The organism is Nostoc sp. C057 (genome assembly GCF_013393925.1).
In the GTDB taxonomy this organism is placed as follows: domain Bacteria; phylum Cyanobacteriota; class Cyanobacteriia; order Cyanobacteriales; family Nostocaceae; genus Nostoc; species Nostoc muscorum_A.
This window is the reverse complement of the sequence record NZ_CP040281.1, coordinates 261,508-285,026: the sequence shown is the minus strand read 5'-3', so window position 1 is coordinate 285,026 and position 23,519 is coordinate 261,508. Positions and strand designations below refer to the sequence as shown.

Here is a 23,519-nt window from a genome sequence, read left to right as displayed (position 1 = left end):
TAAGGGAGAATGTAAAAGGAGATAAAAAGAGTGCATCAACTACTATGAGCCAAGATAGAGAAGAACAAATAAAAGCCTGTGTAAGGGAACTTGCAAAATTACTATATGAAGAAGCGGATAAGAGTCAGTTAACAGACCTAGAAAGTATAGAAAAAAAGTTCGTAGTCAAATACTAGAACGTGTGAGTCCAGAAATAGCCCTTTTTTTGTCGAACAGAAAACAGGGACAAAAGTAGGTAAAACAAGGAAAATAAAAAGCCTGGTTGGAGAACTAACTCTTAAAGCTAAACAGTTACAGAGACTGGGTTTAAAACCAAGAACTAGGTTAAGTCCATTACTGAAAAAGTGTTGTTTGAGACTATCAGCAAATATTTCCTACCAGAATGCAGAAATAGAGGTAGAGGCACTAACAGGAGTAAAAGTTGGTCACTCAACCCAACAAAAATTAGTTTTGTCACAAGATTTTCAACTACCCTTAGCATTGCAAGCCGTCTCCGAAGTAAGTGTAGATGGAGGCAAAGTTCGACTGCGAGGTAAACCAAAAGCAGGTTGTCACTGGCGAGATTATAAAACTGTTCGCCTGCAAGGGATTTACTATGGTGCATTTTTTGATGACAACCAATCATTAATTGATTATGTTAATAGCCAACAGTTGGTAGACCCCCTTGTTTGCTTGGGAGATGGTCACGATGGTGTGTGGAATCTAGTGCGAGAATTTGGTCAAGACCAGTTTTCTCGCTGTGAAATTTTGGATTGGTATCATCTAAAGGAAAATCTTTATAAAGTTGGTGGTTCTTTGAAGCGACTCAAAGCTGCGGAAACTTTATTGTGGAAAGGTCAAGTAGAAGCAGCCAAGACTTTATTTAATTATTGCCGAGGTAAACAAGCTAAAAATTTCATCGCTTATCTGGAAAAGCATCTCCCTCGCATTGTCAATTACAGCTATTATCAGGCTGAACAATTATGTTCTATTGGTTCTGGTGCCGTTGAGTCTGCAATTAAACAAATTGGTTTAAGGATTAAAATTTCTGGCGCACAGTGGAATGTTGAAAGTGTTAATCACATCCTCTCTGAACGCTTAAGCTTATCTTAATGGTTTACTTGCTGTCTGATTAGGTGTTTCTTCCAAAAGTGGATGCTCCCGATGTTTATCGTGGTGTACTTGCTCAATCAGATAGAAGGCTTTCGGAAACGCAGATATAGCTGGCTAGCTCCTCAAGCCGCAATGGATACCGTAGAAGCGATCGCGATCGGACTAGCTTGCTCTACCTTTGTGCTGCTACTATTGCGAGAATTGACACTAGAAACTTCCCTAAAAGAATCTTTAGGTAAAATCATCTTTGAAAGTGTACCATTTGCTCTTGGTGTAGCATTAGCCAACCAGTTGTTGGGAGATAGTAGAAACAGCAATGGAGAAGGGCAAAAAGCCGACAGCACAACCAGCAACAAAAAAGATGAGTTAAACGCCACCTTTGCCGATGTGGGCGGAACCCTAATTGGTGCAACCATAATTGCATTTAACATCGCTCCAACAGATGAAATTACTATGCTTGCAGCCGCAGCCTCGCCACCTTGGGAGTTAGCAATGATCGCCACATCTTTACTAATAGGAGTCAGGAAAAAATAAGTTGAACAATTAGTTGATTGTTCTTGGTTTGATCTGATAGTTCCACTCACCATGAAAAGCGTGCCGTTCAATTGCAATTGCATTCAAATCTTCAGGGCTAACTTCAATACCAGTAGGATAAAGGTTTTCATCTAGCATGGCCTGAATTTCTAAGCCGTTATTTGTGGTGGTATGAGTGATGAGATTAATCACTACTTGTAGGCTAGTTAAAGGTTTGCCCCGCCAGTTGGTCGTAATGTGACAGAACATCCGATGTTCAATTTTGTTCCACTTGCTGGTACCAGGAGGAAAATGACTTACGTGAATGGTTAAACCAGTTTCATCAGCCAAATCTTGCAATCGCAATTTCCACAGTTTAGTACGATAGCCATTAGAGCCACCACAGTCGGCGGTGAAAAGTAGATGTTTACTATCTGGGTACAAAGGTTGACCCATCTTAAACCACCAGTGACGGATAGATTCAACGGCAAATTCAGATGTATCGTGGTCAATGCCAACACTCACCCAACCTTTATTCAACGTGAGGTCGTAAATCCCATAAGGAATCGCTTTTCCTAATTTTGGGTCAACGAAATCATGTATTCGTACTTCCACTGGTTGTTCAGATGGTTGCCATTCTTGTCCAGGATTTTTAAACTCACCAATGAGTTCCTTCTTTTTTGTATCCACTGAAATCGCCGGTTGACCTAGGTTTTGGAATTGTTCAACCTGTTGATTTATGTACAAAAAATTGAGCATCCCTGTCTTGATGTGACGAGCCAGCAAGGGTTTTGCGATTCGATTGTAAACTATACCCTAACCAATTTAACAAGGTATGCACTGTCCGTGAACTAACTTTGTGCCCCATTCGTTGCAATTCACTTGCCAATTTCGCTCCACTTTTGCTCGTCCAACGTAAAGGTGACTCTGGATCTCCTAATGTTGTTGGTTCTACTAAAGATTGCAAGTCTTTTACTAGGGTTAAGTCAATCTCTTCTATTAGTTTTCTTCCCCCACCAGGGCAGCGAATTTGCTCTCGATTGGCTGATTGATTTTGATTGTCTAGTTCCTTTAGCCCTACATAAACAGGACTTACGCAACTGTCACAAGCAATGGCGCGGTGTAAGTAGGTAGGTGGGAAAATTTACAACTATGTAACGAAAGTTTAACCAGAGCCATTAGAGCCAAATTTAATACGTTTTGTACTGTGGTTGCCTTTTTCTCCCCTAGCTTTAACGCCATCAATCACCGCGTAAGCAAGGTCTAACTCATCATCAAATATTTGCCCACATAATTCATCTTTTTTCAGGTGCTGCCACTCCAATTCAATTGGATTCATCTCGGAGCAGTATGCAGGCAAAAAGAAGATGTACAAACCCATCTGTTCCCACTTTAACCATAGTTTTTGCACTTCAAGACATCGGTGTATCGGTCCGTTATCCTGCACAATTACCCTAGTGCGCCCGGTTTTTTGAGCTTCCGTCGCTTCAATTTCCATCATTTGAATGTAAGATTTACGACTAACACCACCAATAACTAGACCGTAAATAAAGCTGATTAAAGGTTGAAGAAACCCGATAATACTTAATCTCCGACCACGACGCTTGGTTTGCTCTAAGCGTTTTTGCTCACCTCTAAAGTAATAGGTGTAACCTGGTTCACTCCACACAGAATCCTGATTCATCTAGATACTTTAGGTCTATTTCTCCGGTAGCTGCGGATAATTCCAACATATCTAGGTCTGCTTGTTTCTTCGCTCTGACTACGGGGTCTTGTTTTCTCTTGTGGCTCTTCTTGGCTCGCTTCCAATAGACCCCCTTTTTTGAGTACCCGTCTTAATCTGTCGGGACTCAATTTTATGTGGCGCTCGCTTTCTAATTTCCGGGAGAGTTGAAAACTATTGTATGTACGTGGTTCTTCTCTGAGGCATTTTTCCAACAATACTATGTCCTCCTCCTTCCACTTCGGTTTTCCTCCTCGACCTGGTAATTCCCAAAGCCCTTCTATACCTAACTTCTGCCATTTATGTAAGACTTCTCTTACTGTTTGAACACTCCAGTCAAAGTGAGCAGCTATTTTTTCTACGTACCAACCATGCGCGTTTAATCTGATTGCCTCTGCTCGATCTTTAACTTTCTGTGGTACATCCACAGTTCTCAGGTTTAACAGGGTTTGGTCTTGCTCACGCGTGAGGAATACCCTTAAGCGAGCGCCCATAACATTTGTTACCTCTGTAAGTACATTTTCCGTATTTATTTATCTTAATATAGTTGGGTTTTTTCCCACCCACCTACTTAGCCGCGCCGTGCGCCAAACAACTAGGCAATAAACATGGGAACATTCGGACGTTTTAGTTGCTGAACTAAATAATTTGATAACAATCCATGCTTAATTTGATAGATTGTTTGACCAGTTTTATAAGCTAAATTTTTGAGCCTAAGCCAAACTAAAATAGCGCAGGCAATATGATTTCTTTGAATACGACCCTTACGACATTGGCATGATTCAATACCAGTCAATTGTTTTAATTCTCTATGAAACTCCTCAACCTTCCATCGTACCTTATACCAATTTAATATGAAGCTGCATAGAATAAAGCTTCCAGGATAAAGTTGTAAGAAGAGACAGAAATTACCTGCTCAAAAGTAAGTTGGTCGAATATTTCTTGGATGCGCTCGCGTAAAGCTTGTAAAGAAGAAAAAAGTTGATTTTTGAGTGGTTTTTTGAGGAGTTGCCAAAGTCTTTCAATGGGATTGAGTTCAGGGGCTGAAGGTGGTTGAAACAAAGGAATAATATTTTCTGGCCAACGGAGTTTTGAACTTGTATGAGCCGGTGCTTGGTCAATCTGTAAAATTGCATAATCCGAGCCTAATTGCACAGATAGCCAGTCCAAAAACTGTTGAAAACACTCGCCATCTAGTTTTGGATATTCATAAAGAAAGTGGTCTCCAGTTAATGGTTCAATTGCACCATAAATCCAAAAGTTTTCCCTCGGCCATATCACCTTAACAGTGGGCTTGACTCCAAAAGCTGTAATCACTTTTCCTGTAAGAGTTTTGAGTCCAACCCTAGTTTCATCCTGGCACAGGTAGCGAACACACTTGCCGGGTGCTAAATGTTCTTCTAGACAATTGAGTATGATACCGAGTTTTTTTTAAACTCAGATACCAACTTTTCGTCCTGCTTATGGCTTTGAGGGCGAGGCACTTTTAGTTTTGCCCCCAATCGATATCGAACCCACGCATAAACCGTTGCATACTCTATATCTTGTCCATGTTCTTCTTTTAACCACTCAACTATTGCACCATAGCTACTAAAGCCTTTTCCTGTTTTTAACTCCTCCTCAAGTGCTGCGATCGCAGCATCATCGATTTTCCGTTTTGCTCCTGGTGCTTTTTTGATTTCTAATAAGCCTGATATCCCATCAGTTTTGTACTTCTGCAACCATCTCGTGACCGTTGAAGTATCTCTTGCCAAGCGTTTTCCAATATCTTGCTGCTCTTTAACCTGCCCGCTTTTTATCCACCACAGCATAATAAGCTTTTCTTTCTGGGTTCCTAAATTCGCTGTTTGTAAACGTTTTTTAAGTTCTTCTTCGCTCTCTGCGATTTCAATCTTAAAAGGGCGGCTCATGGTTCTTTTAATTTATCGAGTTTGTTTCCTCTATTATATGCAGCTTCATATTAAATTGGTATAACATCAATTTATTTGTCGCATACCAAGTGTCCATCAAGACAGCTTGAAATGGTAAAACCTTATTATACACAAGGTTTTGCAGCATCTCCATCACATGGTCTATCTTTGTTTTTCTTTTCTCGTTCTGGGTCATAAATGCGATAGTCAACTACCCAAAACTTTCCGAGTTCATGATTTACATATACACAATTTACTAGCCCAATCCCTTGAATTACACCATGCTCATTGCCACTATATTGGCGTTTACTTGGCTCTATTTCAATAGCATATCGTTTATCAATTACTGTGTTAGGACTTACGCAAGAGTTACGGAATAACTAACCACAGAGGCGCAGAGGACACGGAGAAATAAGAGTTTGAGAGATATTTTGCGTAAGTCCTAAATATGACTCAAACAGAACAACCACCAAAGCGCTCAATAGCTGAGTGGATAACATTCAGCGTCGCCTCATTTATCCTAGCAATCATTGTGAGTTTAGTAGGTTACACTTGGCTGAACGAAAAGAATCAACCTCCCATTCTTTCTGTTACCAAAAAAGAAAAAATTCGGGAAATTGATGGCCAATTTTATGTTCCTTTTGAAGTTGTGAATAGTGGAGGAGATACAGCTGAGTCAGTTCAGATTATGGCTGAGTTAATGATTAACGGTAAAGTTACAGAAACAGGAGAGCAACAGGTTGATTTTTTATCTAGTGGGGAAAGTGAAGAAGGCGCATTTATATTCACCCAAAACCCGCGTCAAGGTCAGTTAAATTTGCGTGTTGGTAGTTATAAGTTGCCATAGAGAAGATAATATCCCCGACTTCTTTGAGAAGTCGGGGATATACGGCTTGCAATTCTTACAAGTCAAATAGAATTGCTATATGACTCATATTTGATTTTTGAAAAACTCAGTATAACTCAAAGAGCCTTCTTTTTAGTTGCCTATTGCCTCTTACCTCCCCACCCTACGCGAACAAAAATCAAAGCAAATTCATATAATTACTAACACGCAGTAGTTTAAGCTTTAACTTTAGCTTTTGACCAAACGCCGTTTTGATCTTCATCATATTGCTGATGAACAGACTCCCAAGCAGCTTGTTCGGCTGTGAACTCGTCATTTTTTTCATTGAAGACACTATTATAGCGCTCAATGAATGTGCGTTGAGCTTCATCAGAAAGATGAGCGCGAACTTCAGGAGACAAGTCATCTGGACTGTTGCACTGTCCAGGACAAGGGCGAGCAAAGGTTTTTTCGATCGTGTTAATTTCTTCGCCACCAGCACTTTCTAGTAGCAATTGAAATTCGCCAGTGCGATCGCTCGGAACTTCTGCCATCAGTAAGAATTCGCCAGCTTGTAAGCGGGTTTGGTAGATAGCCGCTTTATCTTCTGGCATCCCCAAAGTAGTTAGAACCGACACCAGACCCGCACCTGCACTACCTGCGATCGCTCCACTTGCAGCCCCCAGCAACACTGCACCAATAGGCCCGGCTGCTACGATTGGGCCAACAAAGGGAATAAATAGTACGCCTACACCAGTGAGCAAGCTGAGAAAGGAACCAAACAAGGAACCAAAAACTGCCCCCGTTCTCAAACCTCCCAGAATCACATCCTTTTTACTTATAAAGCCTGCAATTCTAGTTTCTGACTGAAAGTTTCTACCCATGACCGAAATATGGTCTCTAGGTACACCCCTGTCTAGTAAACGTCGAATTACATCATCAATTTGCTTCTGTTCTTTGAATACAGCAGATATAGTACGTTCTGCTTTGTATACTTCTGTCACTTAAGTACTCTCCCTGTATTATTTTGTTTGTGCAATGGATATGGTGAAGAGGTAGATGCAGGCAGATTAATTCTTTTACACCAGTTAGAAGCAGGATTGATTCCTGCTTCTAACTGGTTTTACAGACAGCCATCTCAACTCAGACGTTATAAACTACACACCTACAGGAGTCTTAGCCCCAGATGCTGGCTGTCTACCATCTGGATCTAACGCCTCTCCTTCAATAAATGAACGCAGCATCCAAGCTATCTCCTCATGCTGTTCCAACAGTCCAGTTAAAAAGTCAGCAGTTCCTTGATCGTGGAAATCATCACCAGACTGATCTACATGGTCTCTTAAATTACGAATAACCTGCTCGTGATCATGCACTAAATTAGCTACCATCTTCGTTGCTGTGGGAACATTACCAGCATGTTCCTTCAGGGTAGCAATCTTAAGAAATCCTTCCATTGTGCCAACTGGATAACCGCCCAAAGCGCGAATCCGCTCTGCCAAGGCATCAATATTTAGAGTCAGCTTTTCGTAGTGTTCTTCCCAAAGCTGGTGCAAAGAGCGGAACTGAGGGCCAACGACATCCCAGTGATACTTTTTGGTTTTCACCAACAGTAGATAGGCATCTGCCAAATCTTTATTTAACAGATTAATTACACCTTGACGCTGTTCTTCTGTCAACCCAATGTTTATCGCACGCATTATTTTTCCATCCCTAAGCAAACTTATTTACTAACTTCTCAAATTTCATATACATTCCACATCAACCAAAGGAAACATTATGAGCTTAGATTAGTTACTCAATTTATAATTATGCCTATGCCTTAATAGGTATTATTTAGCCAATAGTCTAGTTATTAGCGATTTTAAACTCAAAGTATAAGAATATTAAATATAATATTTAATTCAAACTATCTAAACCCAGTTTTCCAACAATGCTCATGTAAACATAGCTTTATACTTAATTAATTTAATTTACCAGCCTGCTTAACATTAAAAATGTAGTAATGGGTCATTGCTTTTACACAATGACCCATTACTACCCAAAAATTACCAGAACTATTAATTTAGTTACTTACCTGTAACTTTCTCTAACACATTCTTAATATTTTCTTCCACAGAGGTTGCACCCTGTGAATTCTCAGGACGCTTCTGCTTGTCAATATCAGCATCTCCCTGAACCTCGTTGAGTCCTTTGTTGGACTCCTTTTGAACCTTTTTCAATCCTGCTGGTGGTTCTTTAGCAGCTTCATCAGTTTTGCGCTGAATGTCAAGTAGTTGTGTAGTGCCTTCGGTAGGATTACTTTGATAGCTATCGATTGCAAAAGCAGGAAAAGCACTAGATAACAATAGTAAGGCGCAAGTAAAGCCTACAATTAGAAAACGTACTGGACTTAAGATAGATAAAACAGAAGCAATAATCTTCATTTGAAATCCTCGATAACAGCTTTAACAACGCAGAACTTTCACGGATAAAGCAGAGCTTATATTTTTATTTGGCAAATTGAGCAATAATAAAAATAGCAAGCTAAACTTCAATCAGAAAGTTCTTGATCAAAGGAACCTGATAAAGAGATGAAGAAATTATCTTTGTATTTCTGCATCGAATGAATAAGGGATAATAAGCAAATACCACCTTAATTCTGTAGCAAAATTTTTACATTTGATATTGACATTCTTTTCTCAAGGTTCCTTGTTTCTACTTGTACTTTGAAAATGCTAAAGCCTGCATCAATCTCTAGAATGAACTTTTCTATATCTGTGGTTGTAATAAAAATCAGTCTCTAGATATATCGACTTAATATAAGCTAATCGTCATTCATTTTTCCAGAATGATTCGCTCGTAGTAAGGGCTTCAGCCCTGCTTTTCTGCAACTTAAATGCCGATTAGCTTAGTTGTCGCAGATTAATGACTCTGGGATTTGTGTTCAGTTAGCTCGACTTTATCGAATCAATGCACTTTCACAAATATGCACTTTGTAGTATATTTGTAAAGTATAAATTTATATAAATATCCCCTTTTTTATGGGGAAAAATAAATCTTTTCTTTAAACTTGATAAGTCTGCCTTATTACTTCTTCTATTGAACTTACTCGATTGAACATTTCTATTAATTCATGGGATCTTGTTTTTCGCTGCGCCAGTAGTACTTTTAAGGGCATTAAATAATGAACATCGGTGTCATTTCCCAAAGCAACTTCGGCTGCTTGCAAGACTTTTGTCGCATTCTCAAAAATATCCTCGTTGTCAAAACCTTCTTTTGCTGAAATTTGATGTAATGCTGCATCGGGTACAGTTTCTCTACCCAGTAAGGTATTATCTAATACTAAACCTTTCAATAAAGCTAGCAAAGATGCGTAGATTAAAAAATCATCACAACTATCACAAGCTTTAAATTCAATGCGTCCTACTTCAGCCGGAATGCGGGCGATTTTTGTTAGTGAAGGTATACTATTAATCAATTGTTCTTCTTTCTGAACAAAAACTAGGGCTGCTGGCCTTTTCCCAGTTCTGATAAATGTTCGTACCGATAACCCATCCCATAAACCTCCGTTATAAAAAGGGGAGCTATAACTAAAAGGGACGATATAGGGACTATAATAAGTTAACTTTCTGCCGATATCAATCACACTTTCAGTAGACAAATCTGCCACTGAAATATTTAAATCTGGCCCATAAGACACCATGTGAATATTAGCAGTTTGTTCGTCAGGATAAGCCTCTAGCTGTTTGATTTCATAATCATTTAATGGAGGTTGAGGTTCAAAAGCCGAATTGTAGGGATTAAAACTGACCAAAACTGGTGATAAGTCAAAGTTAGCAGCAACTTCACGTAGTAAGTGAAAACTTTCTGATAATTCCGTAATAGCGCCTTGAATATCAGAATGTATAGTTGTTCTAATTTCAATACCTTTAACATGACAGTCTATCACTTCATCGGAATCTGCAAATCTTTCAAATCCCTCAATGTACCATCTCTTCATCTTAATACCCGCATCACCTACGCGCAGTTGAGGATAATCGCTGGGATATGTGGGTAACTTTTCAATAATTTGATTAAAATCAGCAAATTTTGTGTGGGAAAAATCAGCAAATTTACCTTCTTTATTTAGGAACGCGACTTCATGCTCAATGCCAAAGAAAAACATTATCTATACCTTTATTGCTTAGAGTTAACTTAATCTAACTAATAGATATTTCCAAAAATTAAATATGCTTTCTCTAGAACCCTTGTAGAGACGTAGCACGAATATTTGAGATACTCCAATCAAATTTACTTTAACTATAAAGATTCTCAATAACAGGATAAATGAATTTTACCCTAAGATCGGCTTTTGCGACTTGAAAATCTCTCTGATTTATTTTTCTGTGCTGCCCAGACTATCTTCCTAGTCGCCGATTAGGGTAGCTTAGTAATGACTGAGGAAAGCTTGAGACGTGAGTTTATGACAAGTACCGTTCAATCCCCCTACAGCAGCGAACAGATTGCCGCTTGGTTGCGTGGACTGCTCACCATTGCTTGGGCAGATGGTAATTTTGATGCCCAAGAACAGGAATTAATTGCCAGCATCACCAAAGATGAATTAGCTCCTAAGATTAAATGCGACTCACTAGAGGTAATTACGCCAGAAGAATTAGCCGCAGTGTTGGGTAAAGGTACACCAGCCGCAGAAAATTTCTTAAGGACAGCAGTGATGGTAGCGATCGCAGATGGTACTTATTCTCCCAGTGAAGATGAGGTTCTGCATCAGTTCTGCCAAGCCTTAGAACAGCCAGAGGAGTTACTAGAAGCCCTTCGCCATACCCTAGAACACCCACAGCAACTTACCCCTGCGATCGCCAGCCCTGGACTTACAAAGCGTCAAATTGATGCACTACACCCTCTGCGTGACTGGCTGGATGGGCTAGATATTCAAGACCCAAGAGTAGCCCGCTTTTTGTGTAAAATGATTCCCTCCCAGTGTCCCTTTGAGCGGGATGTCACCTTATTTGGACGTAAGATTGTCCACATCCCCCCAATGTGTAAAATCAACCCCTTGTATGAGCAACTGGTGGGCTTACGTTTCCGCGCCCTCTCTTATCTAGCAGATAAATGTGGTGAAGATGTTTCACCATATATTTAGTTAGAGTTAGGAGTGAGGAGTAAGGAGTTATAATTTGTAACTCCTCACTCTTCACTTCTCACTATTATTTAAGTATGCAATTTATCGATCAAGCAAAAATTGAAGTTGAAGCTGGTAAGGGCGGCGATGGTATTGTCGCCTTCCGGCGAGAGAAATACGTGCCGACTGGTGGCCCCTCTGGTGGTAATGGAGGGCGAGGCGGCTCGATATTTTTCGTAGCCGACGAAAACCTACAAACCTTGCTGGACTTCAGATATAATCATCGCTTTCAGGCAGAAAAAGGAACTCGTGGTGGGCCAAATAACTGCACAGGGGCAGGAGGAAAGGATTTAATCATCGAAGTTCCCTGCGGTACAACTATTTATGATGCTGAAACTGGCGAACTGCTGGGAGATTTAACTGAGCCTCAGCAGACTTTACTGATTGCCCAAGGTGGTAAAGGCGGACTGGGAAATCAGCATTTCTTGAGTAACCGTAATCGCGCCCCAGAATACGCCCTCCCAGGATTACCGGGGGAAATAAAGCAGCTGCGTCTGGAGTTGAAACTTTTGGCAGAAGTGGGGATTATTGGCCTACCAAATGCAGGAAAATCCACTTTAATTTCATCTTTATCAGCAGCACGTCCAAAAATTGCCGACTATCCCTTTACTACCTTGATCCCAAATTTGGGTGTAGTGCGAAAACCGACTGGCGATGGTACTGTTTTCGCCGATATTCCTGGACTAATTGCGGGAGCATCTCATGGGGCTGGGTTGGGGCATGATTTCTTGCGTCATATTGAGCGCACGCGAGTGCTACTTCACTTGATTGATGCCACTAGTGATGATGTGATTAGGGATTACAACACAATTAAAGAAGAATTACAAGCTTATGGACAGGGTTTAGCAGAACGGCCACAAATTTTGGCGCTGAATAAAATTGATGCCGTAGATCGGGAAACTGTCGATTTGGAGGCTTTAGCTACCCAACTTAATCATCTCTCCTACGCCCCGGTTTTTATAATTTCAGCAGTTACTCGCACCGGCTTAGAGCCTATGTTACAAGAAATCTGGGGAATTCTCGACCAAATGAAGGTTCCTGAAGAAGTGGAGGCATTGAGATAATTCGTAATTCGTAATTACTACTTCATTGGCAGGAAAGAGCAAATATAGATGATTGGAAAAACCACATCTGTCGTAGGGGCAATTCATGAATTGCCCCTACAGCGAAGCTCTATTCTCATCAAAGAATGATTAGTAAAAACCTAAAATGTTTACTACAAATGCTCAAGGCTTAACTTCTGAAGGGGTTAAAGTAGCATATTGTTCAGAAGAAAGCGTCGCTTCTTTAACATTGATTTTCTTAGTGATAAATTTCTGCTCATAGAATAAGTCAGCAATTTTCTGCTGTCCTGACAAAACTTCTTCACTAAGGGGTCTTAATGTATAAAGCCTACGTTTCGATACCAGTTCTAGTGTTGGAACATCAATTTTCGCTTCAGGTGAAATCAGTTCAGCTACTTGACGTGGGTTAGCTTCAGCCCATTTACCAATGTTATTGACTTCTTCTAATATGACTTTAACTACATCAGGATTATCTTTAACGAAATTACGCGAGCCTAACCAGTAGCCTCCTTGGGTAGTAATTCCCTTACCATCCCGGATAATCCGAATCCTAGCAGTTTTCTGAAATAGAGCAAGGTGGGGGTCGCCAATTACAGCTGCATCAACGCTCTTACGCTCAAATGCAGCACGAGTTTCTAATGGTGTGAGATTAATGTGTTTAATATCGCTGAGTTTCAGCCCTGCTTCTTGCAAAACCTTCAAAACGAAATACTGCTGTGCAGTAGCTCTTTGAAAGGCCAATCCTTTACCTTTGAGGTCAGCTATTGTCTTGATTGGAGAATCTTTATCGACTACAACAGCAGTTCCCTCACCAGTTCCAGGTTTGCTGCTAGCAACATAAACAAAAGGAACACCCGACGCTTGAGCAAAGATGGGGGGAGTTTCACCGACAAAGCCGAAATCTACACTTCCTACATTCATTGCTTCCAAAAGTTGTGGACCAGCAGCAAATTTTGACCATTCGACTTTCATACCCAGTGGGGTTAAACGTTTCTCTAACAGTCCTTTAATCTTGAGTAAGTCTCCAGCTGTCATATAGCCCATGTGTAAGACTTTTGTCTTAGTGCTATTAGAGCTATTGGAGGCGTTAGCGGTTTGCTCTGGTGTATTTTGTGCTTTACAACTGACTAAAGTCATGGATAAACTGAATACTCCTCCTACTAAGAATAGTAGAGAGGAATTGAACAGATTTAAGTAAGATTTGCGCGATATTTCTACCATACTGAATTAGTAAATATTTAATGTTTTCGTTTTTTCGCTACTGAATTTCTACCGTTTGCACTACTGGCAATTAGCTAGAAATTTAAATGAAATTTTTAGCTGATAAATTTAATTAAGCAGTTTTACCAATGACACACAATTACAATCTACCTTAAGTCGACCGACTTATCGTAGTTTTTTGTTTGTACGGATGCTATCATAGACTTCTGCAAGAATCAAGCAGTAAATAAAGCCATCATTCCATAGAGACGATTTTTTAACTTTGAGCAAAGAAAGAGGACGATTTCTTGATCGAGGTGCCTCTTGTTACAGAGATAGTTGCCACTTACTGGTACAGCAACACGCAGCAATTTTATACTCAATTATGCTATGTACACTTACAGGCGAAAAACCGACAGCCTCATATTTGCTGGATTAGGTAATATCATGTCCGGCTAATTAGTTGTCATTGCGAACGAAGTGTTGATGGAGCATCTCGTAGAGAAGCAATCTTCGAACTGTTGCAATTGCTGTGTTCCAATCACAATGGCATATCCTAAGTGATTAAGAGGACATGATATAAAGCGATCGCAGACTATAACTATAAACTAGCTTCATCTATCATCTATATTCTGATCCGAGATACGGCATTCCTCGGTGAAATTGGCAGCCCACACTGTACTTTGTAATCCAAGTCAGTGCGGCTAGTTCACGTAGAAATTGATACAAAAGCTTAAAGGCTTTGCTTACTGGTAAAAAAACGGAGTTAGACTAGAATTGCAGGGTAACAATCAGAGGAAAATTATGATGAGCGATCGCGACTATACATTAATCATTGATAAAAGCGGTAGTATGTCCACACCCGACCAAGTGGGCGGTAGAAGTAGATGGGAGATTGCCCAAGAGTCTACACTCGCTTTGGCAAGAAAGGCCGAACAATTTGACCCCGATGGCATCACCGTTTACTTGTTTTCCGGTAGATTTAAACGCTACGATGATGTCACTTCAGCGAAAGTCGCACAGATATTTCTCGAAAATGACCCTGCTGGGACGACAAACTTAGCTGGTGTGCTTCAAGACGCACTCAATAATTACTTTCAACGTAAAGCAGCCGGTAAAAGCAAGCCAAACGGAGAGACAATATTAGTCATCACCGATGGTGAACCAGACGATCGCAAAGCTGTATTTGAAGTTATCATTCATGCTACTCGCCAGATGGAGCGTGATGAAGAATTAGGAATTTCGATCATTCAAGTAGGTTCAGATGCCCAAGCAACTAAGTTCCTTAAAGCTTTGGATGACCAGTTGCAAAGTGTCGGCGCTAAATTTGATATTTGCGACACGGTTACTTTAGACGACTTAGAAGAAATGAGTCTTGTAGATGTATTGACGAACGCAATAACTGACTAATAGGTTGATTGCCTATAGTTGAGTAACCGATTTTAAATTTTAGGTTGAAGAAATCAAAACTTAAATCTGGGTTCATAGCGACTATTTTCAACTATGGGAAAATCTCAGATTCCAAATTTATTTCCCAATACCTACTTTTAGGTTAACGGTTAAACTAAAATCCAAAATCTAAAATTGATTGACTCTTAACTGGAGAATTGAATAATGCTAGAAAATCGTGATTACACCTTAATTATTGACAAAAGCGGCAGCATGGCAACCCAAGATCAAAAGGGTGGCAGAAGTAGATGGTTTGCAGCACAGGAATCTACTTTAGCTTTAGCTAGCAAGTGTGAGCAATTTGACCCAGATGGTATCACTATTTATTTATTTTCTGGTAAATTCAAGCGATACGAAAACGTTACATCCAGTCTAGTAGGGCAAATTTTCCGAGAAAATGATCCCTCTGGTACAACTGACTTGGCAGGTGTGTTGAAACATGCAACTGACGATTACTTACAACGCAAAGCAGCCGGTCAAACAAAGCCAAATGGTGAAACAATTTTAGTGGTTACTGATGGTGAACCAGACGATCGCAAAGCAGTTATGAAGGTAATTATTGAAGCTTCTCGCCGCATCGATCGAGATGAAGAATTAGCCATTTCCTTCATTCAAGTGGGCACAGATCCACAAGCTACTCGCTTTCTGAAAGTCTTAGATGATGAACTCCAAAGTGCTGGTGCTAAGTTTGATATCTGTGACACCATTACTATGGAAGATATGGAAGATATGAGTCTATCAGAAGTCTTGCTCAATGCTATTAATGACTAGATATACCATTTATAGGAATTGCAAAAATGGATTCCATTGATAAGCTGTTAGCCGAACTCAAAACTGAATATAAAGAAGTAAAACCACAACAGCAACAGTCCAAATCAGCCACAGCCAAATCCTTTATTCCATCATCGCCAAAGTCGGCATCTTTTATGGATAACATTTTGGCAGAGGTTAAGGCTAATTTTGCAGAAGAGGATGCTGCTATTGAGTTAAAAAAACAACAAGAACTAGAACAGGAGCGAATTCGCCAAGAACAACTCAAAGCCAAACAATTAGAGGGTTTGAAAATACAGGCAAAAGAATGGTTAGCCAAAGTAGATCCACTTTCGTCGGAAGGACTTTGGTTTGAAAGGTTCGCTGAAACTTACCCCTCAAAATTAGAGGCAGCGATTGAATATTTAAGAAGCAATGAATAAATGTCTTCAAACAAGAATGTAGAGACGCAATATTTTACGTCTCTATTAATTTCTAGACATGTCTAAATAAACAATTCAAGATTCAAAAATAATCTCCTAACTCAAATTTAAAATGAGCAATTATTATTTATTACCCATGCTCAATATTGATGGTGATTTGTTCGATTTGAGTGCTGAACAGCCCATTCATGCATAGCATAGAGAATTGGTTGCAAAGTTTCTCCTAAATGCGTTAGTGAATATTCTACCTTTGGTGGAATTTGAGGATAAACTTCTCGATGAATAATACCGTCTTGCTCCATTTCTCTAAGTTGCTGAGTCAACATCTTTTGCGTAACTCCAGGTAAAGCTCGTTGTAACTCACCAAACCTTTTTACGCCAGTCATTAATTCTCTAATAATCAAAACTTTCCAGCGCCCGCCAATTACCTTTAGGGTAGTTTCTACTTCACAAGTCAGCCTGAGATTGTTTTCTGCTTCAGCTTTCATAGTCAGTTTTTAAGAAGTACCTTACTTAGGTTTGCTGGTAGTACTGCTAGTTAAAAGTATGGGTACATCTACAACATTCCACAAAATTTAACTGCTCTCTTTGATAGACTAATTTTTTTTAACATTAGATACTCAATGATAGCTATAATTACGTAGCTATCAACTCAGAATCGATTTCCGACGGCGCACTATCTTGAACTAGCGATCGCGTTTCACCATTACGCTGGAGGATACCGCCAACCATTGCTAACAAGGCGTTTACTTTCCGGGTTCGCCACATATCTACAAGTTTTTCCACTTTGGTAGCAGACATCCGTCGCATCATGGCTTCGTAGAGATAAGCAGCATGTCCAGTTTCATCTTGAGCAATACTTAGCATTCCTAACTTCAAGTTACGACCAGTTGGCTCGTTATCAGGTAATACTTTCGCCATTCGTGCAAAGTCTTTACTAGCATCTAATTCAAGAATGTATGTGCTAGCCATAAACACATCCCACTCAATGACAGCAGGTTTAAGTTGTTCTTGGGTGTAGCCTTCAAAGAATGCTGCAAAAAATGGGCTACGCTGCTGTTGTGATTTGTTTGTGGTTGTAGTTTGGGGTTGACGCTTAAAATCTATAACTTGTTTATTCATCTGCTGTAAAGCGTGGGCAAAAACTTTACCATGCCTAGTCTCATCTGATGCGTGTTTTGCTAGTTTTTCGGCTAGCCATGTATCGCCTTCGGCTGCGGCGCGATCGCTAAGTGCAGATAAAAACGGCACAGAACCAGATTCGGCGAAATAAAACCCTGCAAGGATGTTGGGACGGGTTTTTAAATCACGAATTTGAGCAGCAGAGTAATAGGCAAAAGCACCTGAACCAGCTAAATGCAGAATGTGAGTTAAGAAGTTCATCAGAAATTGCCACTGATAATTGGAAGGTTACAATTCTTATACTAATGTGCATTTTCTATTCAGGTATCGCCAAATGGTTTTACCTGCTGGGATTTTGAATTGCCTGTGGCAGTATGTCAAAGGTTAACAAATATATCTCATCATTTTGCTAATATCATGCCACAGAGGTAATGCAGGTGAGTTGGGATGGAGAAATTAAATAAACCAGTACGATTTTGGCTTTGTACAACTATTATAATTTTGGGTTTGATAGGCTGCGATCGCTTTGTCAATACTTCTGGAGAACCAGTTGAGCGAGTGAGTGATGGGGATACTATAGTAGTTAAAGATACCAACGGCAAAAATTTTACCGTGCGCTTTGCTTGTGTAGATGCGCCAGAAATAGCCCACTCTAATAAAGAAAAGCAGAGTAAACGCACTAGCGATCGCAATCAATTTACTTGGGGTGTGAAAGCTCAAGAACGTGTGCAACAACTGGTGCAACAAGGAGGCGATCGCGTGACTTTGAATATCACAGATAGCGATCGCTATGGACGCAAAATTGCCGAAGTCCGTTTACAAAATGGCACTTTTGTGCAGCAGATATTGTTAAAAGAAGGATTGGCAAAGGTGTATCGTCCTTACTTAAACAAGTGTCCCAGCAAAGATTTAGTTCAACAGGCCGAAGCTGAAGCCAAGGAACAACGTGTTGGGGTTTGGAGTGACACTAAATTTGTTAATCCTTGGGAATATCGCAGCCTATCAAAAAAATAAAACAGGAGTCATAATTCAGGAGTCAGAATTCAGAAGTGGTGAATACTCTATGCATTAAGTCCCCCTACTCCTCTTTCCAAGTTTGCAGTTGAAAATAAACTAATACCAGCGTCACTGCTAGTAACACCGTTGCTGCTGCTGCTGCATAACCAAAATCAAATTGACCAAAAGCCTCTTGATAAATGTAGTAAACCAGCAAATTAGTCGAATTCAGTGGCCCGCCGCCAGTCATGACAAAAACTTGCTCAAAACTCCGCAATGTAAAAATCGCGGTAGTGATGACTGCAAATATCACAGTCGGGCGCAATCCAGGCAGAGTAATATGCCAAAATTGTTGCCAAGCATTTGCTCCATCCAAATCTGCTGCTTCATAACGGCTTGGAGGAATGGCTTGCAAGCCTGCTAAAAAAACTACCATATTGAAACCGAGTTGTTTCCAAATACTCATTAAAATAATTACTGGCATTGCCCAAAATGTATCTCCTAGCCAGGGGATGGCTGGAATGCCAAAAAAATCTAAAAGTCCGTTTACTGGCCCTGATGTTTGAAACAGCCAGCGAAATCCCAAACCGGCTGCCACAAGTGAAATAATCGAAGGTAGAAAGTATGCACTCCGCATGATGCCCCGCAAGGGAATAGAGCGGTTTAATAGCACAGCCAATCCCAACGAGATAACTAAACTGGGAATAATGGTGGCAACAGTAAAATAAAAGGTGTTACCCAAAACTTGCCAGAAGTCGGGGTTAAGTAGCAAGCGCCAATAGTTTTTTAAGCCTATCCAATAAGTACCTTTTAAGGTGAAACTACCAGCAGTAAAGCTGAGGTAAAACAAATAAGCGATCGGCCAAATGATAAAAACGCCTAGTAAACTTAGTGCTGGTGTGAGAAAAGTCCAGGCGGCTACTGTATCATTATCCAACCACGACTTAGTAGTATATGTTTTTTTTGGCATCTATAATTTTTCCTCCTAGCTGTTTATGACCCTCCGCCCTGATTCTACCCTTAGCTTGGTTTCTCCTAGCATTAGCGATGTCTACGACGGGCTACGCCTACGCTTGGGTAAACTCTTGGTTCATAATTATCTCTAGTTGGCTTAATTCTGACCGTAGGTGGAACATCTCCGGCTTTGCTTCTGAATTCTTCTTCAAGTTTCATTCTATGTCTTGATAGGCTTGAATTTTTTCATACAAACTATCAACATTCTCTTGAGCAAACAGTTTTTCTTTTAGTTGTAAATAATCACCTTCACCTAATTTACAAGCTGCCAAAAATTTCATCACCTTCGATGGCTCTAAATGTGTAAAAAGTACCTGCATTACTTCTTGTAAATTTTGCTGTTCGTTAATAACTTTAATTGTCATCTTCCATCTCCAAAAGAAAATCAGTCGGGTTGATTGCTTTGAGTGTTAAACCTTGACAGCAATTGATTAATCTCTTATCACAGGTGATAAAATAATCACTTTGAGAAGCTTCGGCACAAACAACATGGAGAGCATCAATGGCTTTAATCCCTTGTTGTTCTAGTTGTTTTGCTCTCACTCTAATGTTTTCATCTAGTAATACTCTCAATGTAGCTATTTGTAATAAAGGGCTAAGGAGTCCTCCCAACGGCGGAAACGACAACCCGAAAACCAAGATTGCTGTGGATCAGGTTGCGCCCCACGCTAAAGTTGAGGTTACGGGACGCGGAACGGCATTTTCCAGGAACGTCGTACCAGGAACCGCCCCGCAGCATCCGAATTTTATTATCATTATCTATCCATGCACTTCCATCACTAGGCGCTCCTTTATAGCTGTCATGCCAAGTATCTTGACACCACTCCCAGATATTCCCGTGCATATCGTATAATCCAAAGGCGTTGGGTGAAAAACTTCCTACTTCTGTAGTTTCTTGACGATTTTTTCCTTTTGGTGCAGAAGCATAAGTGGAATCTCCATCATAGTTAGCTAACTCAGTTGTAATCGTCTCGCCGAAGTGAAATGGTGTCGTTGTTCCTGCACGACAGGCGTATTCCCACTCGGCTTCACTAGGTAGGCAATATTCACGCCCAGCTTTTTGACTCAGCTTTTTGCAAAATTCCACTGAATCATTCCAGGACACTTGCTCTACAGGACGTTTTGCTCCCTTGAATTTTGACGGAGTGCTACCCATTATTTGCTGGTACTGTTCCTGAGTCACTTCAAACTTGCCGATAAAAAAAGCAGGGACATTCACAACGTGCTGTGGCTCTTCATTTTTGGCTCGACCATTTTCACCGGGTGGTGAACCCATATTAAAAGAGCCTTCAACAATCTGAACCATATCTAAAGTTATGCCATTTCCTAAGTCCTCGTTAAAGAACTTAGCTTGCTTGTTAGGCTCTCGTTTAATTATCTGTCCCTTTTTATCTACCGTTACCGTTTCAAACTTAAAGGGAATATATTTAGGTTCAGGTACAGAGATAGTTATTGATTTATTAGTAGGTTGATTAGTAGGTTGATTAGCAGGTTCAATAATAGTAGATTTAGGTGTCGGTGATTGACCCTTAAAAATTTCATGACCTAACACTGCTGTCACCAAACCTACACCTCCCAAGCCAGCCCATTTCAAAAACTTTTGTCGGGTTATTCGCTCTTGAGCCGGTTGAGTGGGTTGAGCAGAGCTTGACTGCTGAATCGGAGGTTTAATCAATTCTTGGCTTGCTACAACTCTGGTTTCAATTGCAGTGATGTCCATCTGCTGTAATTTTTGGCGATATTCTGCTTCCTCCTGCTGTCGTTGTCTTTCTGCCTCCTGCTGGTTTAGTCGTACAGCTTCTTCTTGTTGTTTTTCTGCCTCCTGCTGCTGTCTGATTCTCTCTTGCTGTTTCCGGTATTCTGCTTCTAAAGATGGTTGAATAATAATTGCTTCGATCGCAGAAATATCTGCATCATTTAGTTCTAAAATTCGTTGAAAGCGCTGAAGTTCTTCACGAGTAGCATCACTAAGAGGATATTCAAACTGCATCGACTCTCTAAATACCTGCTCATACTGCTGAAGCTTTTGCCGATGTTCCGCGATCGCAGCAACAATTGGATTTTCAATTGCAGTCACATTTTCAGCAGTCAGATTCAACGCTTGATAACGTTGAGTTAGTTGAGAGCGTTTGAAAGCACTGAGCGGATATTCTTGCTGAACAGCTTCTGTAAACTCTTGCTCATATTGCCGCAAGTTTGCTTGATGTCTTTCAATCTCCCCATTAATCCGCCTCTCAATCGCCCCCACATCTCTATCACTTAACCCCAACGTCTGCCACGTTTGGTGTAACTGCTTCCACGTCACCTCATCTGGATAATGCCAGCGCTGCGTCGCCTTGACAAACGCCTGTTCGTACTGCTGGAGTTTTTGATGATAGCTTTCAATCTGTGTTGTGATTTGCGCTTCAATTGGTGCAACATCTACATCCGTCAGTCCCAAGCGCTGCTGCTGTTGGCGTAAATCATTGCGGGTTGCCGCACTGAAAGGATATTCCTTCTGCGTGGCAGTAAAAAACAGCCGTTGGTAATCCTGGAGTTTCTGGCGATATGCCTCTACCTCAGCCGTAATCTGAGATTCTATCGCGGCAATATCTCCATTTGCAAGCTCTAATTGCTGCTGAGTTTGCCGTAAGCGATCGCGGCTTGCTGCACTCAACGGAAACTCTTGTCGCAGTGCCGTTGTAAACGCTTGCTGATATGTTTGCAAGTTTTGTTGATGCGTCTTAAACCGTGCAGTCACTAAAGCCTCAATCGGCATCGTGTCCTCATTCCGCAGCCCCAAAATTTGCTGGAGATTTTGCAGATCGAGGCGATCGCTATCTGTAATTGTCTCATCTCGCTCCAGTAGTTCAGTAAACACCTGCTGATACTGCTGGAGTTTTTCCCGGAACTCGTTGCGATACGGTTCCAACACCTCATCTTCAACCGCCTTCGCCTCAGTTGTCTCCAATCCTAAGCGAGTCCTCAGTACATCCAATGTACGACGACCAACAAAAGAAATTTCGCCTCGATGAATAAATCGCGTTACCTCTTTACGGTATCGCTGTCTGGGATCGCCCGGAGCCACCTTTGTCAGTCGAATTTTAAAGCCTTCTCGAATTGCATAGATTTCCGGCTTCATCGCCGGCTGAACTTCTCGTACCTTCTGACTGGCGTACTCATGAAGTTCATCAATGGAGATAAACTCATCGCGATCGCGATCGGCTTCTCCCGACTTGATACCTTCAATCAAAAAGCGAGTGTAAATCGATAAATCTTGCCCCTCTTGCTCAAAGGAATATTGAGTCGAAGTAGAAGAAGTCAACACTGCTCGTCCTTCACCGCCTAACTGCTCCCGGATGTCAATGGTGCCGCCATCAGATTTGGCAGACATTCCCTCGGCAAACGCGCCACTAAAGCAGCTATCTAGGATCACCACCTGGCGACGGGAGCGGCTTTCGCTCATGCGATCGTGAATGAAATTGGCAGACACCGACGTTGAGCGAATCAATTCGCCCTGCTGCGTCTTACTGGTGTTGCGAGTCGCCAGATAGAGCCTACCGCGATCGTCTTTGATGCCGTGTCCCGAAAAATACAGCAACAGCAAATCATCTTTGTGCCGTCCAGAGAATAGCGTTTCGATCGCCATTTCTACAACTTGTCGCTCAGGATTTTTTAGCAGGGTAATATCTGACGCGGCAAACCCGCCCATCTCGCTATGCAGCAGTACACCATACACTGCTTCCACATCTCTAACTGCACTGGGCAACGGGTTTAGCCCTGGCTCATACTCACTGACCCCAATCAGCAACGCTACCTTCGCCATTTAATTTACCTATGCTGCGATCAAATCCTATGCGGCTTTAATCTCTGTATTGTTTCCTTTATACCAAGTTTTAGAATATTATCTCTATCAACCGGACTAGATTATAAGCTAAATTTTTAGAGCAAAATTTAATCAAGCGTAGGCGTAGTCCGTCGTAGACATCGCAACATGGAAAGAGACACTGCTAAATTAAAGTATAAATCTTACCTATTTATGTAAGAAAAATCCAGGCAGCTACTGTATCAGTATCCAACCACGACTTAGTAGAGCATTTCATTAATTCATAGCAAAGTAAATTTGGCAATACCCTGTAATGTTAATGCATCGGTTGACAATGCCAATACATCGGCAAACAATGCCAATGTATTGGGTAACAATATTAATGCATCGGTTGACAATGCCAATGCATCGGGTAACAATGCCAATGCATTGGCTAACAATATTAATGCGTCCC

The 23,519-nt window shown here is 40.9% G+C and carries 22 protein-coding genes and 6 pseudogenes; 9 read left to right on the top strand and 19 right to left on the bottom strand.

The genetic code is table 11. The features are described 5' to 3' along the window. The first annotated feature begins 44 nt into the window (after positions 1–44). Both FD724_RS01175 and FD724_RS01170 read left to right on the top strand, forming a co-directional pair. Positions 45–1,111: pseudogene (locus FD724_RS01175) on the top strand (ISKra4 family transposase). 35 nt (positions 1,112–1,146) lie between these two features. Next, a pseudogene (locus FD724_RS01170) lies at positions 1,147–1,608 on the top strand (DUF2391 family protein); the annotation flags it as partial. Between the two features lie 27 nt (positions 1,609–1,635). On the opposite strand, the pseudogene FD724_RS01165 reads toward FD724_RS01170, so the two are convergent. The 6 genes and pseudogenes from FD724_RS01165 to FD724_RS40530 form a co-directional block, all read right to left on the bottom strand. After that, positions 1,636–2,683, bottom strand: a pseudogene (locus tag FD724_RS01165) (ISAzo13 family transposase); the annotation flags it as partial. Between the two features lie 252 nt (positions 2,684–2,935). Further along, a pseudogene (locus FD724_RS01160) lies at positions 2,936–3,822 on the bottom strand (IS630 family transposase); the annotation flags it as partial. 101 nt (positions 3,823–3,923) lie between these two features. After that, positions 3,924–4,166: pseudogene (locus FD724_RS01155) on the bottom strand (transposase); the annotation flags it as partial. Positions 4,167–4,177: 11 nt separating this feature from the next. Next, positions 4,178–4,693, bottom strand: a complete 516-nt coding sequence (locus FD724_RS01150) for an IS630 family transposase (protein ID WP_256874584.1) — start codon at positions 4,691–4,693, stop codon at positions 4,178–4,180. 35 nt (positions 4,694–4,728) lie between these two features. Continuing rightward, positions 4,729–5,238: a helix-turn-helix domain-containing protein gene (locus FD724_RS01145; protein WP_179071244.1), complete on the bottom strand. Its 510-nt coding sequence runs from the start codon at positions 5,236–5,238 to the stop codon at positions 4,729–4,731. A 64-nt stretch (positions 5,239–5,302) separates the two neighbouring features. Then, positions 5,303–5,588 (bottom strand): annotated as a pseudogene (locus FD724_RS40530) (transposase); the annotation flags it as partial. 98 nt (positions 5,589–5,686) lie between these two features. On the opposite strand from FD724_RS40530, the gene FD724_RS01140 reads away from it, so the two are divergent. Continuing rightward, positions 5,687–6,085, top strand: a complete 399-nt coding sequence (locus tag FD724_RS01140; RefSeq protein ID WP_179071303.1) for a TIGR02588 family protein — start codon at positions 5,687–5,689, stop codon at positions 6,083–6,085. A 215-nt stretch (positions 6,086–6,300) separates the two neighbouring features. On the opposite strand, the gene FD724_RS01135 is transcribed toward FD724_RS01140, so the two are convergent. The 4 genes from FD724_RS01135 to FD724_RS01120 form a co-directional block, all read right to left on the bottom strand. Further along, positions 6,301–7,068: a ChaB family protein gene (locus tag FD724_RS01135; protein WP_179071302.1), complete on the bottom strand. Its 768-nt coding sequence runs from the start codon at positions 7,066–7,068 to the stop codon at positions 6,301–6,303. A 153-nt stretch (positions 7,069–7,221) separates the two neighbouring features. Continuing rightward, complete coding sequence (locus FD724_RS01130; protein ID WP_114085114.1) at positions 7,222–7,761, bottom strand: Dps family protein; 540 nt, start codon at positions 7,759–7,761, stop codon at positions 7,222–7,224. A 369-nt stretch (positions 7,762–8,130) separates the two neighbouring features. Next, on the bottom strand, positions 8,131–8,487 hold the full coding sequence (locus tag FD724_RS01125) for a hypothetical protein (protein WP_114085113.1): 357 nt from the start codon (positions 8,485–8,487) through the stop codon (positions 8,131–8,133). A 620-nt stretch (positions 8,488–9,107) separates the two neighbouring features. After that, on the bottom strand, positions 9,108–10,208 hold the full coding sequence (locus FD724_RS01120; RefSeq protein ID WP_179071301.1) for a glutamate--cysteine ligase: 1,101 nt from the start codon (positions 10,206–10,208) through the stop codon (positions 9,108–9,110). Between the two features lie 297 nt (positions 10,209–10,505). Between FD724_RS01120 and FD724_RS01115 the strand changes: the two genes are divergently transcribed. Continuing rightward, positions 10,506–11,183 (top strand): Mo-dependent nitrogenase C-terminal domain-containing protein, encoded by a 678-nt coding sequence (locus FD724_RS01115; protein WP_114085111.1) that lies wholly within the window; start codon positions 10,506–10,508, stop codon positions 11,181–11,183. A 74-nt stretch (positions 11,184–11,257) separates the two neighbouring features. After that, the gene (gene obgE / locus FD724_RS01110) at positions 11,258–12,286 is read left to right on the top strand and encodes a GTPase ObgE (protein ID WP_114085110.1); all 1,029 of its coding nucleotides are present in this window, start codon (positions 11,258–11,260) and stop codon (positions 12,284–12,286) included. A 162-nt stretch (positions 12,287–12,448) separates the two neighbouring features. Here the strand turns inward: obgE and FD724_RS01105 are convergent, their stop codons facing one another. Beyond that, positions 12,449–13,423 carry an aliphatic sulfonate ABC transporter substrate-binding protein gene (locus FD724_RS01105; protein WP_245246036.1) on the bottom strand — a complete coding sequence of 325 codons (975 nt, stop codon included), beginning with the start codon at positions 13,421–13,423 and terminating at the stop codon, positions 12,449–12,451. An 867-nt stretch (positions 13,424–14,290) separates the two neighbouring features. Between FD724_RS01105 and FD724_RS01100 the strand changes: the two genes are divergently transcribed. From FD724_RS01100 to FD724_RS01090, 3 genes are all read left to right on the top strand, one after another. Beyond that, the gene (locus tag FD724_RS01100) at positions 14,291–14,896 is read left to right on the top strand and encodes a VWA domain-containing protein (protein ID WP_114085108.1); all 606 of its coding nucleotides are present in this window, start codon (positions 14,291–14,293) and stop codon (positions 14,894–14,896) included. Between the two features lie 204 nt (positions 14,897–15,100). Continuing rightward, positions 15,101–15,706, top strand: a complete 606-nt coding sequence (locus FD724_RS01095; protein WP_114085107.1) for a VWA domain-containing protein — start codon at positions 15,101–15,103, stop codon at positions 15,704–15,706. 26 nt (positions 15,707–15,732) lie between these two features. Then, the gene (locus FD724_RS01090) at positions 15,733–16,128 is read left to right on the top strand and encodes a salt stress protein, Slr1339 family (protein WP_179071299.1); all 396 of its coding nucleotides are present in this window, start codon (positions 15,733–15,735) and stop codon (positions 16,126–16,128) included. Positions 16,129–16,268: 140 nt separating this feature from the next. Here the strand turns inward: FD724_RS01090 and FD724_RS01085 are convergent, their stop codons facing one another. Next, positions 16,269–16,616, bottom strand: a complete 348-nt coding sequence (locus FD724_RS01085; protein ID WP_012409687.1) for a helix-turn-helix domain-containing protein — start codon at positions 16,614–16,616, stop codon at positions 16,269–16,271. A 148-nt stretch (positions 16,617–16,764) separates the two neighbouring features. Next, positions 16,765–17,511: a ferritin-like domain-containing protein gene (locus FD724_RS01080; RefSeq protein WP_179071298.1), complete on the bottom strand. Its 747-nt coding sequence runs from the start codon at positions 17,509–17,511 to the stop codon at positions 16,765–16,767. A 186-nt stretch (positions 17,512–17,697) separates the two neighbouring features. On the opposite strand from FD724_RS01080, the gene FD724_RS01075 reads away from it, so the two are divergent. Next, positions 17,698–18,264, top strand: a complete 567-nt coding sequence (locus tag FD724_RS01075; protein ID WP_179071297.1) for a thermonuclease family protein — start codon at positions 17,698–17,700, stop codon at positions 18,262–18,264. Positions 18,265–18,328: 64 nt separating this feature from the next. Here the strand turns inward: FD724_RS01075 and FD724_RS01070 are convergent, their stop codons facing one another. The 6 genes from FD724_RS01070 to FD724_RS01045 all read right to left on the bottom strand — a co-directional run bounded on the left by FD724_RS01070 (position 18,329) and on the right by FD724_RS01045 (position 23,505). After that, positions 18,329–19,216, bottom strand: a complete 888-nt coding sequence (locus FD724_RS01070; protein ID WP_179071296.1) for a carbohydrate ABC transporter permease — start codon at positions 19,214–19,216, stop codon at positions 18,329–18,331. A gap of 71 nt (positions 19,217–19,287) precedes the next feature. Further along, positions 19,288–19,419 carry a hypothetical protein gene (locus tag FD724_RS40525; protein WP_256874417.1) on the bottom strand — a complete coding sequence of 44 codons (132 nt, stop codon included), beginning with the start codon at positions 19,417–19,419 and terminating at the stop codon, positions 19,288–19,290. Beyond that, entirely contained in the window at positions 19,416–19,625 is a 210-nt protein-coding gene (locus FD724_RS01065) for a hypothetical protein (protein WP_179071295.1), read from the bottom strand. Before FD724_RS01065 ends, FD724_RS40525 begins: the two co-directional genes overlap by 4 nt. After that, a complete protein-coding gene (locus tag FD724_RS01060) occupies positions 19,615–19,803 on the bottom strand; it encodes a hypothetical protein (RefSeq protein ID WP_179071294.1) in 189 nt (62 codons plus the stop codon). The genes FD724_RS01065 and FD724_RS01060 overlap by 11 nt, the downstream gene beginning before the upstream one ends. A gap of 52 nt (positions 19,804–19,855) precedes the next feature. After that, the gene (locus FD724_RS41855; RefSeq protein ID WP_372726499.1) at positions 19,856–23,065 is read right to left on the bottom strand and encodes an SUMF1/EgtB/PvdO family nonheme iron enzyme; all 3,210 of its coding nucleotides are present in this window, start codon (positions 23,063–23,065) and stop codon (positions 19,856–19,858) included. Positions 23,066–23,346: 281 nt separating this feature from the next. Beyond that, entirely contained in the window at positions 23,347–23,505 is a 159-nt protein-coding gene (locus FD724_RS01045; protein WP_179071293.1) for a hypothetical protein, read from the bottom strand. Positions 23,506–23,519 lie beyond the last annotated feature (14 nt).

What these genes read in the sequence shown, in the direction of transcription:
- FD724_RS01140 (WP_179071303.1), top strand. Translation starts at nt 5,687, where the DNA reads ATGACTCAAACAGAACAACCACCAAAGCGCTCAATAGCTGAGTGGATA.
- FD724_RS01095 (WP_114085107.1), top strand. Translation starts at nt 15,101, where the DNA reads ATGCTAGAAAATCGTGATTACACCTTAATTATTGACAAAAGCGGCAGC.
- FD724_RS01115 (WP_114085111.1), top strand. Translation starts at nt 10,506, where the DNA reads ATGACAAGTACCGTTCAATCCCCCTACAGCAGCGAACAGATTGCCGCT.
- FD724_RS41855 (WP_372726499.1), bottom strand. Translation starts at nt 23,065, where the DNA reads ATGGCGAAGGTAGCGTTGCTGATTGGGGTCAGTGAGTATGAGCCAGGG.
- FD724_RS01120 (WP_179071301.1), bottom strand. Translation starts at nt 10,208, where the DNA reads ATGTTTTTCTTTGGCATTGAGCATGAAGTCGCGTTCCTAAATAAAGAA.
- obgE (WP_114085110.1), top strand. Translation starts at nt 11,258, where the DNA reads ATGCAATTTATCGATCAAGCAAAAATTGAAGTTGAAGCTGGTAAGGGC.
- FD724_RS01125 (WP_114085113.1), bottom strand. Translation starts at nt 8,487, where the DNA reads ATGAAGATTATTGCTTCTGTTTTATCTATCTTAAGTCCAGTACGTTTT.
- FD724_RS01080 (WP_179071298.1), bottom strand. Translation starts at nt 17,511, where the DNA reads ATGAACTTCTTAACTCACATTCTGCATTTAGCTGGTTCAGGTGCTTTT.
- FD724_RS01145 (WP_179071244.1), bottom strand. Translation starts at nt 5,238, where the DNA reads ATGAGCCGCCCTTTTAAGATTGAAATCGCAGAGAGCGAAGAAGAACTT.
- FD724_RS01130 (WP_114085114.1), bottom strand. Translation starts at nt 7,761, where the DNA reads ATGCGTGCGATAAACATTGGGTTGACAGAAGAACAGCGTCAAGGTGTA.
- FD724_RS01105 (WP_245246036.1), bottom strand. Translation starts at nt 13,423, where the DNA reads ATGACTTTAGTCAGTTGTAAAGCACAAAATACACCAGAGCAAACCGCT.
- FD724_RS01070 (WP_179071296.1), bottom strand. Translation starts at nt 19,216, where the DNA reads ATGCCAAAAAAAACATATACTACTAAGTCGTGGTTGGATAATGATACA.
- FD724_RS01100 (WP_114085108.1), top strand. Translation starts at nt 14,291, where the DNA reads ATGATGAGCGATCGCGACTATACATTAATCATTGATAAAAGCGGTAGT.
- FD724_RS01090 (WP_179071299.1), top strand. Translation starts at nt 15,733, where the DNA reads ATGGATTCCATTGATAAGCTGTTAGCCGAACTCAAAACTGAATATAAA.
- FD724_RS40525 (WP_256874417.1), bottom strand. Translation starts at nt 19,419, where the DNA reads ATGAAACTTGAAGAAGAATTCAGAAGCAAAGCCGGAGATGTTCCACCT.
- FD724_RS01085 (WP_012409687.1), bottom strand. Translation starts at nt 16,616, where the DNA reads ATGAAAGCTGAAGCAGAAAACAATCTCAGGCTGACTTGTGAAGTAGAA.
- FD724_RS01075 (WP_179071297.1), top strand. Translation starts at nt 17,698, where the DNA reads ATGGAGAAATTAAATAAACCAGTACGATTTTGGCTTTGTACAACTATT.
- FD724_RS01065 (WP_179071295.1), bottom strand. Translation starts at nt 19,625, where the DNA reads ATGACAATTAAAGTTATTAACGAACAGCAAAATTTACAAGAAGTAATG.